The organism is Rhodococcus sp. IEGM 1409 (assembly GCF_030056735.1).
In the GTDB taxonomy this organism is placed as follows: Bacteria; Actinomycetota; Actinomycetes; order Mycobacteriales; family Mycobacteriaceae; genus Rhodococcus_F.
Genome location: NZ_JASHKN010000004.1, coordinates 1 through 16,748, shown reverse-complemented (window position 1 = coordinate 16,748; position 16,748 = coordinate 1). Strand labels below are relative to the sequence as shown.

The following is a 16,748-nucleotide window of genomic DNA, read 5'->3' as shown; positions in this document are numbered from 1 at the left end:
ACTCGACCAGGGAAAACAGCGGCATCGAAATTATCTGTGGATTACCGCATTTATTGGGGACGACGTGTCTGGCTGCACCGGGAAGAACCGCTTCTTGTCGGACCCGTGTGCTGCGGAATCACTTACCCGCCCTGACCTTCTGTACCGCTGCCGTGAATGCTTCATCCAGCGGTGCTGTCGACGGTGTCGCAGAACCGAACGTCATCAGTGTTGTCGCGACCCGTACGTCGCCGACCTGCGCGATCAACGTCAGCATCGTCTGATCGCCGGCTGCCGCTTTGGGGGAAACGACAGTGCGGCGCAGCGACATCGTCTTGTCGGCATCGATCGGCGAGGGCGGAAGAATTTCCGTCGTCACTGTTGTGGTGACGCCGTTCGCGGTAACAGTCATGGACGGGCACTGCCGAGTTTGCGCTTCCAACTCGTCCAGGGGTGCGTCGACCTTCGTGAGTTCAACCGAAATCGTTGCCCTGGTCGCGTTGTCGGTCCCGACCGCCATCACGGTCCCGTTCGGGCCGTAGTCCTGTTCCGGTGGCTCACATTCGGATGGATCGACGGTGGCACCGCGCGGAACGCCGACAAGATCCGGCGCTGCCATCGGAACGGCCTGCGGCGGCAGCACGACGGCATCGAACGGTGTGGGAAATTCGGCCGGAGTGAGAAGCAACTCCGACAGCGATGCCGCTGTTTTCGGAGAAGAAGATTTGGGGGCCGATGTCTTGGGCGCGGCCGTCGTGCTCGGCGCCGCGGAGCCACTGTCGGTCGCACCGGCAGTTGCGGGAGCGGAGTCCGGGACGGGTGCGCCTTGAACCGACCCGGAGCAGCCCGCGAGCAGAGCGGCCGCGGCCACAAACGAACATGCTGCCACTCGCCCGGACGATCGTGGACACACTCGCATGTAAGCCTCCGCACTCGACCTCGACCGATCCCGACCATCGACTGGTCATTTCGGACAAATCGGCCGCGCCGACCTTGTGTTCCACTCTGCCATGTCCGAAGCCGCCCACCGGACATCTGCCGAACGCCCAGACTAAGTGTCGAAAGATACCGCTCGCCTTCGCTCTCGGCGAACACCCGCCCCTCCCGATCGGGAATGATCGGTCACCGACTCGGTGTTCTTACTCATGAACGTCTGATCCAGTGCTGTCGGGCTTCCGACTCCGATGCTGTCGAGCGTGCGCCGATAGTGGACACTTGAGATCAAGACCGAAGAGCGAAGGGGACTGCGATGGACGAACAGTCGAGGATGTACGAGCTGGAATTCCCGGCGCCCCAATTGGCGGCCGCCGACGGCCAGGGACCGATCCTCATTCACGGCCTCGAGGGTTACTCCGACGCCGGCCATGCCGTGAAATTGGCAACGACCCATCTGCGGGAAAGCCTGGAAACCGAACTTGTCGCGTCGTTTGCTGTCGACGAGCTGATCGACTACCGCTCGCGTCGACCGACAATGACTTTCAAGGCCGATCACTTCTCCGATTACGACGCACCGGCCCTCAATCTGTACGCACTGCGCGATACGACCGGCACGCCGTTCCTGCTGCTCGCCGGCATGGAACCGGACCTCAAGTGGGAGCGCTTCACCACAGCCGTTCGCTTGCTGTCCGAACAGCTCGGGGTGCGTCGAACTATCGGCCTCAATGCCATTCCGATGGCAATTCCGCACACCCGGCCGCTTGGCGTGACAGCACATTCGACCAACAAGGACCTCATCCAGGACCATCAGCGCTGGTCCGGTGAACTGCAGGTTCCCGGGAGTGCGTCGTCACTGCTCGAGCTTCGTATGTCTCAGCACGGCCACGAGGCGATGGGCTTCTCGGTTCACGTGCCCCACTACCTCGCGCAGACCGACTACCCGGGCGCCGCAGAGACTTTGCTCGAAAATGTTTCCGAGGTTTCGGATCTGGAACTTCCGCTGGCAGCTTTGGGCGAAGCCGCGGCACGCGTTCGAGAACAGGTTAACGAGCACATAGCCGGAAACGAAGAAGTTCAGACTGTAGTCCACGCTTTGGAGCGGCAATACGACACTTTTGTCGCCGCTCAGGAACAACAGTCGTCACTTCTGGCCGGCGAAGCCGAGCTACCCAGCGGCGACGAGATCGGCGCAGAGTTCGAAAAGTTCCTGGCTGAACAGGCCGGAAACGACGACTTCGGCTCAGCTGGAGACGCCGATCGAGGCGACAACTGACCAAAATGTGACGGGCGGTGCGCATAATTCGACATTGTGCGCATTCCGCAACCCCTCCGTTACCTGGGCTGTTGTTCAGGACACATCCGTCGGATAGCCTCGAACTCTGTGAGATATTCGTTGACGGCTCAACAACTGGAGCAGACAGTCAACGTGATCTCACGCTGAGCCAGGAGGCGACATGAGCAGACCACGGAACCGTCAGCTCCGACCGGTCCCCGACGAGGAACCGCGGATGATGTTCCGGACCATTCACGGCTACCGACGCGCATTTCGGGTAGCCGGAGAGGGCCCGGCAGTACTGCTCCTGCACGGAATCGGCGACAACTCGTCGACGTGGACCGAGATCATTCCCCACCTCGCCAAGAAGTACACCGTCATCGCACCTGACCTGTTAGGTCACGGCCGCTCCGACAAGCCGCGCGCTGACTATTCGGTGGCCGCGTACGCCAACGGCATGCGTGATCTTCTTTCGACGCTCGGTATCGAGCACGTCACCGTCATCGGGCATTCGCTCGGTGGTGGCGTCGCGATGCAGTTCTCCTACCAGTTCCCGCACATGGTCGATCGCCTAGTGCTGGTCTCGGCCGGTGGTGTCACCAAGGACGTCCACCCGCTGCTGCGACTCATGTCCGTTCCCGTGGTCAACGAGGTCGTCAAACTGCTCCGGATTCCCGGCGCGATGCCGCTCGTCCGGATGGCCGGAAACCTTGCCGGTGTCGTCCACGGTTCGAATCTGCGCCCTGGCACCATGCTGCACGACACGCCGGACCTGATTCGAGTGCTCGCTGATCTCCCCGACCCCACTGCCTACGAGGCCTATCTTCGTACCCTGCGGGCGGTCGTGGACTGGCGCGGGCAGGTCGTCACGATGCTCGACCGCTGTTATCTGACCGAGAATCTGCCGGTTCAACTGATCTGGGGAGACGACGACTCCGTCATTCCGGTCTCCCACGCTCACCTCGCACACGCGGCGATGCCGAACTCACGTCTCGAAATCTTCCGCGGCTCCGGACACTTCCCGTTCCGCGACGATCCGATGCGTTTCCTGCAGATCGTCGAAGACTTCCTTTCCACCACCGCGCCGCTCGTCTTCGACGAGGCCCGCTGGCGTCACATGCTGATCTCCGGCGTCGGCGAGAACACCATCACCGGAACGTCGTCCACCCGCATGGCAGTGCTCGACGCCATGGGCTCGGACGAGCGAAGCGCAACCTGATCCGCGGTTGCGGCTAGCCTGTACGAGTGCTGCTGACGGAACTTCTCCCCGACAACGCGGATCCTGATTCCGTTTTCGATGCCTTCTCTTCGTGGACCCTCGAACGAGGATTGACGCTCTATCCTGCCCAGGAAGAGGCCGTCATGGAGTTGGTCTCGGGTGCAAACGTGATCCTTGCGACGCCGACCGGGTCCGGCAAGTCGATGGTGGCGATCGGCGCGCATTTCTACGCGATGTCGCTCGGCAAGCGTACGTATTACACGGCGCCGATCAAGGCGCTGGTGAGTGAAAAATTCTTTGCGCTCTGTGAGGTCTTCGGTGCCGAGAACGTCGGCATGATGACCGGCGACGCTGCCGTGAACTCGTCGGCGCCGATCATTTGTGCAACGGCCGAGATCGTCGCGAATCTTGCACTGCGAGAGGGCCCGAACTCCGATATCGGCCAGGTGGTGATGGACGAGTTCCATTTCTACTCCGAACCCGATCGCGGTTGGGCGTGGCAGGTTCCGCTCATCGAGTTGCCCGACGCCCAGTTCCTGTTGATGTCGGCAACTCTCGGCGAGGTCGACTTCTTCTCCGAGGATCTGACGCGCCGTACCGGAAAACCCACCACCGTCGTCTCCGGCACGGAACGCCCCGTGCCGCTGATGTTCTCGTATGCGACCACGCCGGTGGGTGAAACCATCGAAGATCTGGTAACCACCAACCAGTCCCCCGTCTATATCGTGCATTTCACGCAGGCCGCCGCGCTCGAACGCGCTCAGGCACTGACGAGCGTCAATTTCTGTTCCAAGGAAGAAAAGGAAGCGATCGCCGAGGCGCTGGGAGGTTTCCGCTTCACCACCGGGTTCGGAAAGACTCTCTCCCGCCTTGTCCGGCACGGCATCGGCGTTCACCATGCCGGCATGTTGCCCAAGTATCGGCGGCTCATCGAAGTTCTCGCGCAGGACGGACTTCTCAAGGTCATCTGCGGTACCGACACCCTCGGCGTCGGCATCAACGTCCCGATCCGCACGGTCCTGCTCACCGGTCTCGCCAAGTACGACGGCGTCCGCACCCGTCATCTGAAAGCCCGCGAGTTCCATCAGATCGCCGGCCGCGCGGGTCGTGCAGGCTACGACACGATGGGCACAGTCGTCGTCCAGGCACCGGAACACGAGGTGGAGAATCTGCGGGCCGTCGCCAAGGCCGGCGACGATCCGAAGAAGATCAAGAAGATTCAACGCAAGAAGGCTCCCGAAGGATTTGTGTCCTGGAGCGAGGCGACGTTCGACCGCTTGGTCGCGGCATCGCCCGAGTCGTTGGTCTCGCGATTCTCGGTCAGCAACTCGATGCTGCTCAATGTCATTGCCCGACCGGGTAACTGCTTCGACGCGATGCGACATTTGCTGGAGGACAACCACGAATCACGTCCGGCGCAACGCAAGCACATCCTCAAAGCGATCTCGCTGTATCGCGGATTGCTCAGCGCCGGCATCGTGGAACGCCTCGACGAACCCGACGAGTACGGCCGGATGGCCCGCTTGACGATGGACTTGCAGCGTGATTTCGCGCTCAACCAGCCGCTCTCACCGTTCGCCTTGGCGGCATTCGAACTTCTCGACGTCGAATCCGACAGTTACGCACTCGATGTCGTCTCGATCATCGAGTCGACGCTCGACGATCCGCGTCAGGTTCTGATGGCGCAGCAGCATTTCGCCCGCGGCGAAGCCGTGGCACAGATGAAGGCCGACGGCATCGAGTACGAGGAGCGAATGGAACTCCTCGAAGAGGTGACCTGGCCGAAACCGTTGTCGGACTTACTGTTCCCGGCTTTCGAGATGTACCGCGGTGGTCATCCGTGGATCACGGAATTCGCGCTCTCCCCCAAATCGGTGGTTCGCGACATGGTCGAGCGAGCAATGACGTTCGCGGAATTGATCAGCCACTACGGGCTCACCCGCTCCGAAGGTCTCGTCCTGCGCTACCTGGCCGACGCCTACCGCGCGCTTCGGCAGACCGTCCCGACGGAAGCTCGCACCGAGGAACTGGAAGACATCATCGAGTGGTTGGGTGAGCTGATCCGTCAGGTCGACTCGAGCCTGCTCGACGAGTGGGAGTCACTGACCGATCCCGGGGCCGAGGCAGACGACGTCCAGGTCGCGTTCGGAGCCGACATCCCGCGTCCGATCTCGGCGAATGCTCGCGCATTTCGCGTCATGGTGCGCAATGCGATGTTCCGACGCATCGACCTCGCGTCGCGTCGGCAGTGGAACGAGCTGGAAAACCTCGAGGACGGTATCGACGCCGCCGAGTGGGAAGAGCAACTACTTCCGTACTTCGAGGAGTACGCAACTATCGGAACCGGGCCGTCGGCGCGCGGGCCGGCGCTCTTCCAGGTCACTGAAGAAGGCGAGTTCTGGCGGGTGCGTCAGGTCCTCGAGGATCCCGAGGGTGATCACGGCTGGGCACTGCTCGCCGTTGTCGACATCCCGGAATCGGATGCTGCGGGCGAAATTGTGTTCGACGAGCTCAGCGTCGTAGAAGGCTAGCGCCTGTGCGCCTTTTTGGTAGTCGGCGCTACCAAAAAGGCGCACAGGGGCGTTAGCCCCTCTTTGCTTTTCGCGGCTGGTTACGACGCGCTGCGTGCTTTTCCTTGATCCGAACGTTCTCGGCCCGCACGTCGGCCTGAACAGCGCGTTCCTTCTCGAGCCACTCGGGCTTCCCTTCGAGGAGAGCGGCGATCTGATCTGTGGTGAGTGCTTCTTCGACGCCACCGCGAGCGAGGCCGGCGATCGAAATGCCCAGCTTGGCGGCGATGACCGGGCGCGGGTGCGGTCCGGTGCGTCGCAGCTCCAGCAGCCACTCCGGCGGATCGCTCTGCAGAGCGGTCAGCTCGTCACGAGTCACGTCGCCTTCCTGGAACTGCGCAGGTGTTGCTTCCAGGTACACACCCAGCTTCTTGGCAGCCGTCGTCGGCTTCATCGTCTGGGGAGTTTTGTTCGACGTCATGCAACAAGAGTAACCAGCCGATACGGGTGCTTTTACCAAGGCGGTAGCCTTGCCTGGTGACAGACGCGGATAGTCAGGCAATTTTTCGACTCGCGTACGCCCCGGGGGTGACGCCCACCAAGTGGGTCCGGGTGTGGCACGAGCGACTCCCCGAGGTGCGTCTGGAGCTTGTTCAGTTCCCGGTTCTCGAACTCGAAGCTGCGCTTCGCGCAGGTGAAGCAGATGCAGGTTTGGTTCGCCTGCCGATCGACCGGACCGGTGTCAGCGCTATCTCGCTGTACGCGGAAACCTCAGTCGTGGTGGTACCGAAAGACCACGTATTCACCGCTGTCGAACAGATCTCCGTCGACGACTTGGCCGACGAGATAGTGCTCGATCCGCTCGACGACAGACTCGACTGGCCGACACGTCCCGGAAAGGCCGCCGCCGAAAGACCCGCGAGCATCGCCGATGCCATCGAATTGGTAGCCGCCGGCGTCGGCGTTGTCGTTGTTCCCCATTCGCTGGCGCGGTTCCACCATCGCAAGGACCTGACCTTCCGTCCGGTGGACGGTGCTCCCGAGGCTCCTGTGGCTTTGGCATGGTTGGAGTCCAAGACCACAGATCTTGTGGAGGAACTGATCGGCATCGTGCGTGGGCGCACGGCAAAGAGTTCCCGCGGCCGGAACGGTGAGCCGGCCGAAAAGATCAAGGGCTCCGTCAAGGCAAAGATCGCGGCCCGCGAGCGTCGCGCAGAAGCTGCGAAGAACGGTCAGAAAGCAAAGGGCGCCGGCACCGCAAAGAACATTTCCGGCCGCAACGCGGGTTCCGGCAAAGCCAAGGCCGGTGGCAAATCGGGTAGCGGCAAGTCCGGCGGGACCAAGAGTTCGGGTGGCCGGTTCTCCGGAAAGCAGAAGGGCCGCTAGGGCTTTCACACAACCGTCTCGACCGCGAGGACGTCGACGCACCCGTCCATGTCAGGGCTTCGGAAATGCTCTATCCTCGATTCACTGTGATCTCGCAGATGAATTCGGGGGGATTCGTTCATGGGTGTGGAAACTTTCACGGCTGATCCAGCCGAATTGGCAAGCGCTGCGGCAGGGCTGACGGCACCTGCCGCGGACGTCACCGGATTCTCGTCATCGGAGGTCGGTACCGCCGCATCAGCCGGAGCCGCCGGGTCGGCGTTCGCTGCAGCCATAGCCGACAACGTCGTCACTGTCGACGGACTCGGCCGCGCGATCGGAGCGGGGATCACCGTTACCCGCACGACTCTGGAAAACTCCGCACGAGAGTTCGCCCGGGTCGACATCGCCAACGGTGCGCGGATCGAGGATTCGGGAGACGTGCGATGACACTGTCGATCTCGCAGATCCGATCCTGGAATCTGGACGCCCTCGACAACTACGCCGGCACCCTGGGCCGCGGACATGACGTATTCGCCAGCAACGTCGACATCGCGCACCGCATCATGGACACCGCAACCAGCGATTGGAGCGGCACAGCGGCGACTGCAGCGTGGGATTCGGCAACGCAGCAGCATGCCTTCGGGCGAGACGCCGTCGCGATAGTCGGGGACGCCGGGCGCTGCGTCGCAGCGCAGTCGGCAAATCTGCGGTACGCCCGCGAAACACTGGTCAGCCGCGTCGACGAAGCGAGCGCCGACGGTTTCACCGTCTCTGACGACGGTTCCGTCACCGCGACGCCCGCAACTCTGGCGAGCACAGATCCGCGGGAGGTGGAAGCCCGCCTCGAATACCACTCGTGGCGTGTCGGCGCGGCACTCACCGACGTCAACGAGACCGACGCGGACGCCGCCAGAATCCTCACGGAGATCACCGCCGCAGGCACCTCGCTCATCGACCGCAAGGCCGATTTCGGGATCCCCGATGCAGCGTCGACCACTCCTTCACATCACGTTCGGTTCGATGGTCAGGGAGCCCACGACTCCGACATTCTCGCGCAGTCCCCGGGCGCAACACCCGAGAGCGAGGCGGCCAAGCAACGGTTTATCGCCGCGACGACTTTCACTCCGGAACAACAAGCGCAACTTGCTGCGGGCGGGACCGTGGTCGTCGACCCGGAACAACTCGCCTACCTACGTGAGTTCTACGCCGATACCGACCTCGACGAGCTGAAGGATATCGGTGCAGGAGCCGAAGGATTCCGCACGGTCAACTTCCCCGATGCGAATGTCCCCGCCGACGCGCGAATCCCCAGCGCCCTCGCCTCGGGCATGTTCACCGTCTCCAATCCCAACGTCACCGACGGCAACGGCAACGTCGGCAGCCTCGACAACCTTCCGCCAGACGTCCGCAAAATCTTCAGCGACCCCGCGTACAGCTCGCAACTCCAACCCGGCGGGTACTCCACCACCGTGAACGTCAACCATTTCGACGATTCGAATGCCCTCACGGACATACTTCGAAATGCCGATCCGGCGACACAAACCGGCAGCGCTCTGAGTTCTGCACTGCTCGATCGCAGCGCAGATCTCGCCCCTCTCCAATCGCAAACCTCATCGAGTGCACCGATGCGATTGGTCTTCGACGACGACGGCCAGCCCGTCAGCAACGATGAGCTCGACTCCAGTCTCACCAAAGCCCTCGAAGTCGCCACTCGGGACATACCCTCGAACGCCGACTTCCTCACCACCCCCGCTCATAAGGACGACGTGGTGAATCTGTTCACCCGCGAATGGAACGATGACGGTCGAGCCGTCAGCGGCCTCACCGATTGGATCGGACCCGACGCCACCAACTCCAACCCAGCTCTTGCGGAACGTGCCGGCGCCTCTGCCCTTGCACTCGCCCACAATCTCGCCGACAACAAAGGTGCCTACCTCGACATCGCCGGCCTGGACAACAGATCCATCGGAGAAATGAATCCCGCGTTGACGCAATCGATCGGTTCCGCGGTGACCCCGTACATCGGGAATCTCGTCGGATTGGCACCCGATCAGACCGGTACTCTCGGTTTCGAAAATCTCGATGCTTACGACGACAGATTCGCCAATGCAAAATCGGTGATCGCGATCATCGACAGCGACCCCCACGCCGCCGCAAGTTTCAATGCGAACATGCTCGGAGCCGCGGGCCAACTCCAAGGGACCTTCGTCGAAACCAGCATGAGCGGAGACATCGCCGCGGGTTCTTCGCAATATGCAATATATGCGGGACGCGTCCAGGCACTGATGGACGGAGCTCTCGAGGAAGAAGCCCTCAACCGAACCGGTGACGCTGCGGCGGCGCAACAGGACATCGTCAGCAGACGTGGGAAAACATACGACGAACTCGGTTGGCTGATTTCCGGCGGTGCCGCCATGATCCCAGGCTTCGGACCACCGACCAGCGTTGCAGTCAGCATGCTGGGAGTCGAACTGAAAGATCACGTACTCGGCGCCCCGGTCGAAGTTCCTCCAGAACAACTCAACTTCACAGACCAGAGTTCGGCTTCGACAACCCTTCTCGATTACCGACTGGTTCAGTCACTCGACAACGCTCACGGAAGAGAAAACTTCGAGCAACTGAACAGCTTTCGAGTCAATGGCAATCCGAGCGAATCCCTCAGACCAGTCGAGCTGGAGACCCTGGGTCTAAACGGCAAATTCGACAGCACGCTGCAGGACTATATGACGTTTCGTGGATTCAATCGCGATACGTTCATGACCAACATGAGAGACGGACTCGACGATGTCGGATAGATTTCCTGCGTTGACAAGGCGAAACCACCGCGCTGCAACCGCTCTTGCACTGGTAGTCAGCCTGGGATTATGTATCGCGGGTTGCTCGGCACCTAACTTAACCGAAAACATCACCGCCACAACCACGCCCGCAGCGTCAAACGTCTACGTACTACCGAGTTACATGACCGACTATCACAACCAATGGCTCGCAGACCCCGGCATCGACCTCTTCAGCGAGGAGGCCACCATAATCCGAGCATTCATAGAATCCGACTACATCGTCGATAGTAGTGGCGATCGCAGCGACGCTTACCACGGGTTCTCGCGAATCACTGCGAACACTCGTGGAACGGTCTCGAGCGATCGCCGCTACGGAGAAGCCGCAGACACACCACCACGCGTCTACCGAGGTACCAGCATCAACCGGATCTTGAGTATTCAATCAATTCCCGCCGGATACCCCGGCGATTCCACCGTCGTCGCTTACGCCTGCTCCGACGCCTACGACACCGATTACGACGGCCGCAAACCGGATTCGTCGCGACTCCCGAGCAGTAGTTACGAGATCTGGATGCATAACACCGCTTCTTCGGCTACCCCCTACCCTCGATTCGAAGGGACGCGCAATGCACCGGAAGGTGACGTCTTCGGCGGCTGGATCGTCGACAAATTCACCAGCTCCACCAGCGACCGTGGGCAACAGGAGACTTGCTCCGACTGGTTCAAATCGCGTCACGACGGGAATCGGCTCCGGATGAGCACCGACTTCACCCCACCCCTCGTTCTGCCCAACTACCCCGGCTGGCCAGAAGATGTGGCCCGGTAGGGGCCAGGGCACGGGTGCCGCGCCCAAATCTGACCAAGTCAGGGGCCCGGCAGCGCTGCTAGACGCATGATGGAGTGATGACGGTTGAAAATTCGCACGGCATGGACGAACTTGTAGCGGCACTCCCCGAGGGAGCCGTCCTGCTGGATCCGGACCTGACCGCGGGCTACCGCCAGGACTGGGCCGCCGACCCGGCCGCAGGCCACCCCGCTGCCGTGGTTCGCGCAACGTGCACTGAAGACATCCAGACCGTGATGCGATGGGCAACCGCCCACCGCGTTCCGGTGGTTCCCAGAGGCGCGGGCTCGGGCCTGTCCGGTGGATCCAGCGCCGTCGACGGTTGCATCGTGGTCAGCACCGAGCGAATGCGAAAGATCACGATCGACCCGGTCGCCCGGGTGGCGGTTACTCAGCCCGGCTTGATGAATGCCGAGGTCAAGAAAGCCGCCGCAGAGCACGGACTCTGGTACCCACCCGACCCGTCATCCTTCGAAATCTGTTCCATCGGCGGCAATGCAGCTACCAACGCCGGCGGACTCTGCTGCGTCAAGTACGGAGTTACCACCGACTACGTTCTCGGACTGCGGGTCGTGCTGGCAGACGGGACAGCGGTCAGTCTCGGTGGCCCACTTCTCAAGGACGTCGCCGGACTCTCACTCACCAAACTGTTCGTGGGCAGTGAGGGCACTCTCGGCATCATCACCGAAATCACCCTGCGCTTGATTCCGGCACAGCCGCCCGCCTCAACTGTCGTGGCCTCGTTCGACTCGGTTCAGGAAGCTGCCGACGCGGTCTTGGCGATCACCAGCAACATGCGTCCGGCGATGCTCGAGTTCATGGATCACGCCAGTATCAATGCTGTCGAGGATTCGGTACGCATGGGTCTGAACCGCAAGGCTCACGCACTGCTTCTCGCGCAGTCCGACGCACCCGGCGCGGCAGGCGTGCTGGAAATCGAGACGATCGTTCAGGCATGCGAAAACAACGGAGCCACCGAGGTATTCGCCACCGACGACCAAGCCGAAGGTGACGCGTTTGCTGCGGCTCGGCGGGCGGTTTTCCCCGCAGTGCTCGCGATGGGGAGTCTGCTTCTAGAAGACGTGGGTGTTCCCATGCGCGCACTCCCCCAGTTGGTAACCGGCGTCGAAGCCATCGCAGAGGACCTCGACGTCCTGATCTGCACGGTCGCGCACGCCGGGGACGGAAACACACACCCGCTCATCGTGTTCGACCCCGCAGACCCGGACATGGCCGAACGCGCACAGATCGCTTTCGGACGAGTGATGGATCTCGCCATTGCCCTCGGTGGCACGATCACCGGCGAACACGGGGTCGGCCGGCTCAAGCGCGACTGGCTGCCGTCGCAGTTGGGTGAAGACGTCATGGCCCTCAATCGCAAGGTCAAGGATGCCCTCGACCCGCTGGGAATTCTCAATCCCGGAGCTGTCATTGCCGCGAAAGAACCCTCCTTCGACTAGCTTTCACGTCGACGTCGAACGCGCTACGTCATCGAGGAGCGGTCGGGCTGACCGAACGGACCAGCTCAGCCAGCTGACGGAATCCTTCTGCTCGGCCACTCGAAGAGCGGAACACGACGCCGATCGTGCGACCTGGAGCCGGCGACGCGAAGCGCGCCGTCGACAAATTCCCGCGTCGAACCTCCACTGCAACAGCAGATTCCGGGACCAAAGTCACCCCGAGTCCCCCGGCCACGCACTGCACGACCGTTGCGAGGGAGGTCGCCCGCGTGTCGCCGGCAAGCGGATGAGCGTCTACGGAACGGCACAGATCCATCGTCTGATCACGCAGGCAGTGGCCGTCGTCGAGCAAGAGCAAAGGCAGCGCGTCGAGCACGTCCGCCGTGAGATCGACGCGTCCGGCCAAGGAATGATCGTTCGGCACGACCATCACAAAATCCTCTTCGTATACAGGAACTTCCACCAGGCCAGGTGTTCCGGCAGGTAACGCCAACACCGCGACGTCGAGCGCTCCCGATCGCAGTGCATCGAGTAAGCGCGCCGTTTGATCCTCGACTATCTGCGGCGCCAACGACGGCAGCTTCTCGCGCAGCACCGGCAACAACTCCGGAAGAATGTAGGGCGCAACGGTCGGGATCAACCCGATGCGTAGCGATCCGGTCAGAGAGTCGCCGGAGCCGGCGGCGCTCGCGACAAATCCGTCGGCGGCCTCGAGAATCTGCTTGGCCTGACCGAGTAGGCGCTGTCCGTCCGCGGTCACGAGCACGCGCCGAGTACTGCGCTCGATCAGTTTGACTCCCAGCCCCGCCTCGAGAGCCGCCAGCGCCTGCGACAGTGTGGGTTGGCTCACACCGGAACGTGCTGCGGCAGTACCGAAGTGCCGATACTCGGCGACCGATACAAAGGCACGCAGCTGCGACAAGGAAGGTTGATAAGTCTGATCAGACATGCCTATCAGTGTAGTGCCACCCATCACCTTTACCTTTTGAACCGTTTGATGCAGAATGGACTCATACCAAAAAGCGCCGGTCACAACCTCGACATTGCAGTCGAAACCGTCCGACCCGCTGACGGTGACAAACCCTCTCGATCCAGCACGTTCGGCCGTCACATTCCGAACAGCCAGATCGTGTGCGCAAGAAATTCCTGTTCACGAGACACGTAGGAGAATGAGACACATGGCTCTGCTCACAATCGGCGACCAGTTCCCCGCTTACAACCTCACGGCTGTCATCGGCGGCGACCTGTCCAAGGTCGATGCCCAGCAGCCCGATGACTACTTCACCACCGTCACCAGTGACGACTACGCAGGCAAGTGGCGCATCGTCTTCTTCTGGCCCAAGGACTTCACCTTCGTCTGCCCCACCGAGATTGCTGCGTTCGGCAAGCTCAACGAAGAGTTCGCAGACCGTGACGCTCAGGTTCTCGGCGCTTCCGTCGACAACGAGTTCGTGCACTTCCAGTGGCGTGCACAGCACGAAGAGCTCAAGACCCTCCCCTTCCCGATGCTCTCGGACCTCAAGCGCGAGCTTGCCGAGGCCACCGGCGTCCTCAACGCCGACGGCGTTGCAGACCGCGCAACGTTCATCGTCGACCCCAACAACGAGATCCAGTTCGTCTCCGTCACAGCCGGTTCCGTCGGCCGTAACGTCGACGAGGTTCTCCGCGTCCTCGACGCTCTCCAGAGCGACGAGCTGTGCGCATGCAACTGGAAGAAGGGCGACCCGACCATCAACGCCGGCGAGCTCCTGACTGCGAGCGTCTGAGTATGAGCGTCGAGAACCTCAAGAACTCGCTTCCCGAGTACGCGAAGGACCTCAAGCTCAACCTGAGTTCCATTGCGCGCACGACGGTCCTGAACGAGCAGCAGTTGTGGGGAACACTCCTCGCAACGGCCGCAGCCACCAAGTCTGCGTCCACGCTCAAGGAGATTGCATCCGAGGCCGCCGACAACCTGTCTGCAGAGGCGTACGACGCCGCTCTCGGCGCAGCGTCGATAATGGGCATGAACAACGTCTTCTACCGCACCAAGGGCTACCTCGACGGTAAGTACGACGACCTTCGTGCCGGCCTGCGGATGAACATCATCGGCAACCCGGGCGTCGACAAGGCCGACTTCGAATTGTGGTCGCTGGCAGTGTCCGCGATCAACGGCTGCAACCACTGCCTCGAAGCTCACGAGAACACCCTCCGCCAGGAAGGTGTCGACCGCGAGGTCATCTTCGAAGCGATCCGCGCCGGTTCCATCGTCGCGGGCGTCGCGCAGGCTGTCGAAGCCAACGAAATCCTCTCTGCCGCACAGGTCTGATCCTCGTACCTGACTGCAGTTCGACGAGCCCTCCCCACTATGACGGTGGGGAGGGCTTTTCGCGCGCTAGGGTGGACCGATGGGTATCGAGGTGAGTGTGGTCCGGGTCTTCACGGACGAGAACGGCAAGCACGGTAATCCGCTGGGAATCGTCGACGCATCCTCGGTTGCAGAATCGGATCGACAAGCCGTTGCGAAGGAACTCGACTACAGCGAGACCATTTTCATCGACGTTCCGGAAGACGGCGCCTCGCGTGCTCGGGCTCAGATCTTCACTCCGGCAGCAGAACTCCCCTTCGCCGGGCACCCCACCGTCGGTGCGACGTGGTGGCTGGGCGAGCAGGGCCGCCGCGTGACCTCCCTCGACGTTCCGGCCGGCAGTGTCGACGTCCGCCAATCCGGCGCTCTCACGTGGGTACGCGCCCGTGCCGAATGGGCACCGGAATTCGCGATCTACCCGATGGACACGGTCGACGACGTCATCGGCGCCGATCCGTCCGACTACGAGGCGGATCATTCGTATCTGTGGGCATGGCAGGACAAGCTCGAAGCTGCGATTCGCGCACGCATGTTCGCGCCGGTGATGGGAATCGCCGAGGACGAGGCAACCGGATCGGCAGCTTTGCGCATCACGGACCGACTGAGGAAATCACTCCTCATCACCCAGGGACGCGGATCGGTACTGCACACCACTTTCTCCCCGGAGGGGTGGCTCGAAGTCGGCGGCCGCGTGGTTGCCGAGCCGTCACGAACCTTGTGAGTACCCAACCGGATTACGTCCGGCTTCGAGATCGCATGCGGTGAGCGACACCGAGATCTCGTCGCCGAGAGCAACTCCGGGTGCAAGCGGCAGTTGATCGCCGCTCCAGAACTTGCCCGGATCGAACCAGTTGATACGACGATTTCCGACAAGCAGACCCATCGCCTCATAGGTCTTGGCAACCACTTCGGCGCAATAGGCGCTCTCGACGGCCACTGCGGACACGTCGGACTTCTTGCGCAGCTTCGGGATTCGGCCTCCGAACCAGCGTGAGGCGAGCTTCGCCGTCGACGGGAACGGCGTGCCGTCCAGTCGCGCGATCGTCTTGAGCAGAGCATCTTCCTGCTCACGGGTGATCTCGTGGTCGAGCTGGCGCAACCATCCACGCTGCCCGTACTTGGCACCCCACACCTGAACCGCCGACCTCAGATCATGCAGTTGGACACCACGCTGGAAGCGTCCGGTCCACATGTCCTGCAGCGAGTGACCGAGTTCCGCATGCCACATCAGCGGCGGGAGGTCGTCGATCACCACCGACATCCCCACGTGATTGACCGGGCTGTTGGTCAACGTCTGGATAGCCCGGTCGGCCGTCGACTCTCCGCGGAAGATCCAGATGTCCCCCGTGCGGGTCGCCGCAGCGGCCTCGTCGAGACTCACCTGCGAAAGCAATCGTCGGTCCATGCCTCTAGCGTAGAGGGATGAAACTCACGACTCCTCTGCGCGCCTCGCACGTATGGAAACTGGTCGGCCTCGCTGGTGCCATGGGCATTGCTGCCACCGGGGTCCTCGTTGCGCGTGGCGAACGCCAGCGTCGGGCCTACTCTCCGGACGAGATTCGCTCGGTGCTACACGAGCGGTACACCCAGGCGTACGCAAAGCAGTCGGAGCAAGAGATTCTGGAACTGGAACCTGCGCCCAACGCAGTGCGGCGCCGAATCGAGAAACTCTTTCGGCGCCGCAACTGACATCAGCCGAGGGCTGCGAGGATCCCCGCTGCCATCTCCGCGACCTGATCATCGGTCATCACAAACGTCGGCGAAATCTGCATCGCACCCTGACCCGCAGCGCGACCCGAAATACCGTGCTCACGAAGCGTCTTCACAAACGGCAACGCCTCCGCCGGATCAGCCAACTGAACCGCAGCGACCGCACCGAGCCCACTGCGAACCTCCGCCACCCGCGGATGCTCGGACAACGGCTGCAGATGCGTATGCAACGACGCCTCCAGACGCTTCGACTCCGCGAGCAGATTTTCGCGCTCGAGAATGTCGAGGTTCGCCATCGCCGCCGCCGCGGCACCGGCATGCCCGC

Annotated in this window: 17 protein-coding genes; 12 read left to right on the top strand and 5 right to left on the bottom strand. The window is 62.1% G+C overall.

Going from position 1 to position 16,748, the window contains the following annotated elements; translation table 11 throughout:
• Positions 1–118 precede the first annotated feature (118 nt).
• Positions 119–868: a sensor domain-containing protein gene (locus tag QM716_RS12805; protein WP_283304493.1), complete on the bottom strand. Its 750-nt coding sequence runs from the start codon at positions 866–868 to the stop codon at positions 119–121.
• Positions 869–1,228: 360 nt separating this feature from the next.
• Between QM716_RS12805 and QM716_RS12800 the strand changes: the two genes are divergently transcribed.
• From QM716_RS12800 to QM716_RS12790, 3 genes are all read left to right on the top strand, one after another.
• Positions 1,229–2,188: a proteasome assembly chaperone family protein gene (locus QM716_RS12800; RefSeq protein WP_283304492.1), complete on the top strand. Its 960-nt coding sequence runs from the start codon at positions 1,229–1,231 to the stop codon at positions 2,186–2,188.
• A gap of 181 nt (positions 2,189–2,369) precedes the next feature.
• Entirely contained in the window at positions 2,370–3,407 is a 1,038-nt protein-coding gene (locus QM716_RS12795; protein ID WP_283304491.1) for an alpha/beta fold hydrolase, read from the top strand.
• A 26-nt stretch (positions 3,408–3,433) separates the two neighbouring features.
• Entirely contained in the window at positions 3,434–5,938 is a 2,505-nt protein-coding gene (locus QM716_RS12790; protein ID WP_283304490.1) for a DEAD/DEAH box helicase, read from the top strand.
• Between the two features lie 52 nt (positions 5,939–5,990).
• Here QM716_RS12790 and QM716_RS12785 read toward each other — a convergent pair whose 3' ends face one another.
• Entirely contained in the window at positions 5,991–6,398 is a 408-nt protein-coding gene (locus QM716_RS12785; RefSeq protein ID WP_283304489.1) for a DUF5997 family protein, read from the bottom strand.
• A 56-nt stretch (positions 6,399–6,454) separates the two neighbouring features.
• Here QM716_RS12785 and QM716_RS12780 point away from each other — a divergent pair, with 56 nt between their 5' ends.
• From QM716_RS12780 to QM716_RS12760, 5 genes are all read left to right on the top strand, one after another.
• On the top strand, positions 6,455–7,303 hold the full coding sequence (locus tag QM716_RS12780; RefSeq protein ID WP_283304488.1) for a LysR substrate-binding domain-containing protein: 849 nt from the start codon (positions 6,455–6,457) through the stop codon (positions 7,301–7,303).
• Between the two features lie 120 nt (positions 7,304–7,423).
• Positions 7,424–7,732, top strand: coding sequence for a hypothetical protein (locus tag QM716_RS12775; protein WP_283304487.1), 309 nt, complete (start codon positions 7,424–7,426; stop codon positions 7,730–7,732).
• The gene (locus QM716_RS12770) at positions 7,729–10,080 is read left to right on the top strand and encodes a TPR repeat domain-containing protein (protein WP_283304486.1); all 2,352 of its coding nucleotides are present in this window, start codon (positions 7,729–7,731) and stop codon (positions 10,078–10,080) included. The genes QM716_RS12775 and QM716_RS12770 overlap by 4 nt, the downstream gene beginning before the upstream one ends.
• 163 nt (positions 10,081–10,243) lie before the next feature.
• A complete protein-coding gene (locus QM716_RS12765) occupies positions 10,244–10,888 on the top strand; it encodes a hypothetical protein (protein WP_283304485.1) in 645 nt (214 codons plus the stop codon).
• 77 nt (positions 10,889–10,965) lie between these two features.
• Positions 10,966–12,366 carry an FAD-binding oxidoreductase gene (locus QM716_RS12760; protein ID WP_283304484.1) on the top strand — a complete coding sequence of 467 codons (1,401 nt, stop codon included), beginning with the start codon at positions 10,966–10,968 and terminating at the stop codon, positions 12,364–12,366.
• A gap of 28 nt (positions 12,367–12,394) precedes the next feature.
• On the opposite strand, the gene QM716_RS12755 is transcribed toward QM716_RS12760, so the two are convergent.
• On the bottom strand, positions 12,395–13,315 hold the full coding sequence (locus QM716_RS12755) for a hydrogen peroxide-inducible genes activator (protein WP_283304483.1): 921 nt from the start codon (positions 13,313–13,315) through the stop codon (positions 12,395–12,397).
• A gap of 229 nt (positions 13,316–13,544) precedes the next feature.
• Here QM716_RS12755 and QM716_RS12750 point away from each other — a divergent pair, with 229 nt between their 5' ends.
• The 3 genes from QM716_RS12750 (at position 13,545) to QM716_RS12740 (ending at position 15,434) form a co-directional block, all read left to right on the top strand.
• Positions 13,545–14,132 carry a peroxiredoxin gene (locus tag QM716_RS12750; RefSeq protein WP_003942119.1) on the top strand — a complete coding sequence of 196 codons (588 nt, stop codon included), beginning with the start codon at positions 13,545–13,547 and terminating at the stop codon, positions 14,130–14,132.
• Positions 14,133–14,134: 2 nt separating this feature from the next.
• Positions 14,135–14,674 carry an alkylhydroperoxidase, AhpD family gene (gene ahpD, locus QM716_RS12745; protein WP_283304482.1) on the top strand — a complete coding sequence of 180 codons (540 nt, stop codon included), beginning with the start codon at positions 14,135–14,137 and terminating at the stop codon, positions 14,672–14,674.
• Positions 14,675–14,753: 79 nt separating this feature from the next.
• Complete coding sequence (locus tag QM716_RS12740) at positions 14,754–15,434, top strand: PhzF family phenazine biosynthesis protein (protein ID WP_283304481.1); 681 nt, start codon at positions 14,754–14,756, stop codon at positions 15,432–15,434.
• On the opposite strand, the gene QM716_RS12735 is transcribed toward QM716_RS12740, so the two are convergent.
• The gene (locus QM716_RS12735) at positions 15,420–16,118 is read right to left on the bottom strand and encodes a hypothetical protein (RefSeq protein ID WP_283304480.1); all 699 of its coding nucleotides are present in this window, start codon (positions 16,116–16,118) and stop codon (positions 15,420–15,422) included. The two genes, QM716_RS12740 and QM716_RS12735, sit on opposite strands and share 15 nt — an antisense overlap.
• A 17-nt stretch (positions 16,119–16,135) precedes the next feature.
• Here QM716_RS12735 and QM716_RS12730 point away from each other — a divergent pair, with 17 nt between their 5' ends.
• Positions 16,136–16,402: a hypothetical protein gene (locus QM716_RS12730; RefSeq protein WP_283304479.1), complete on the top strand. Its 267-nt coding sequence runs from the start codon at positions 16,136–16,138 to the stop codon at positions 16,400–16,402.
• Positions 16,403–16,404: 2 nt separating this feature from the next.
• Here the strand turns inward: QM716_RS12730 and QM716_RS12725 are convergent.
• Positions 16,405–16,748: aminotransferase class III-fold pyridoxal phosphate-dependent enzyme (locus QM716_RS12725; protein ID WP_283304478.1), on the bottom strand; the 344-nt coding region annotated here is incomplete at its 5' end.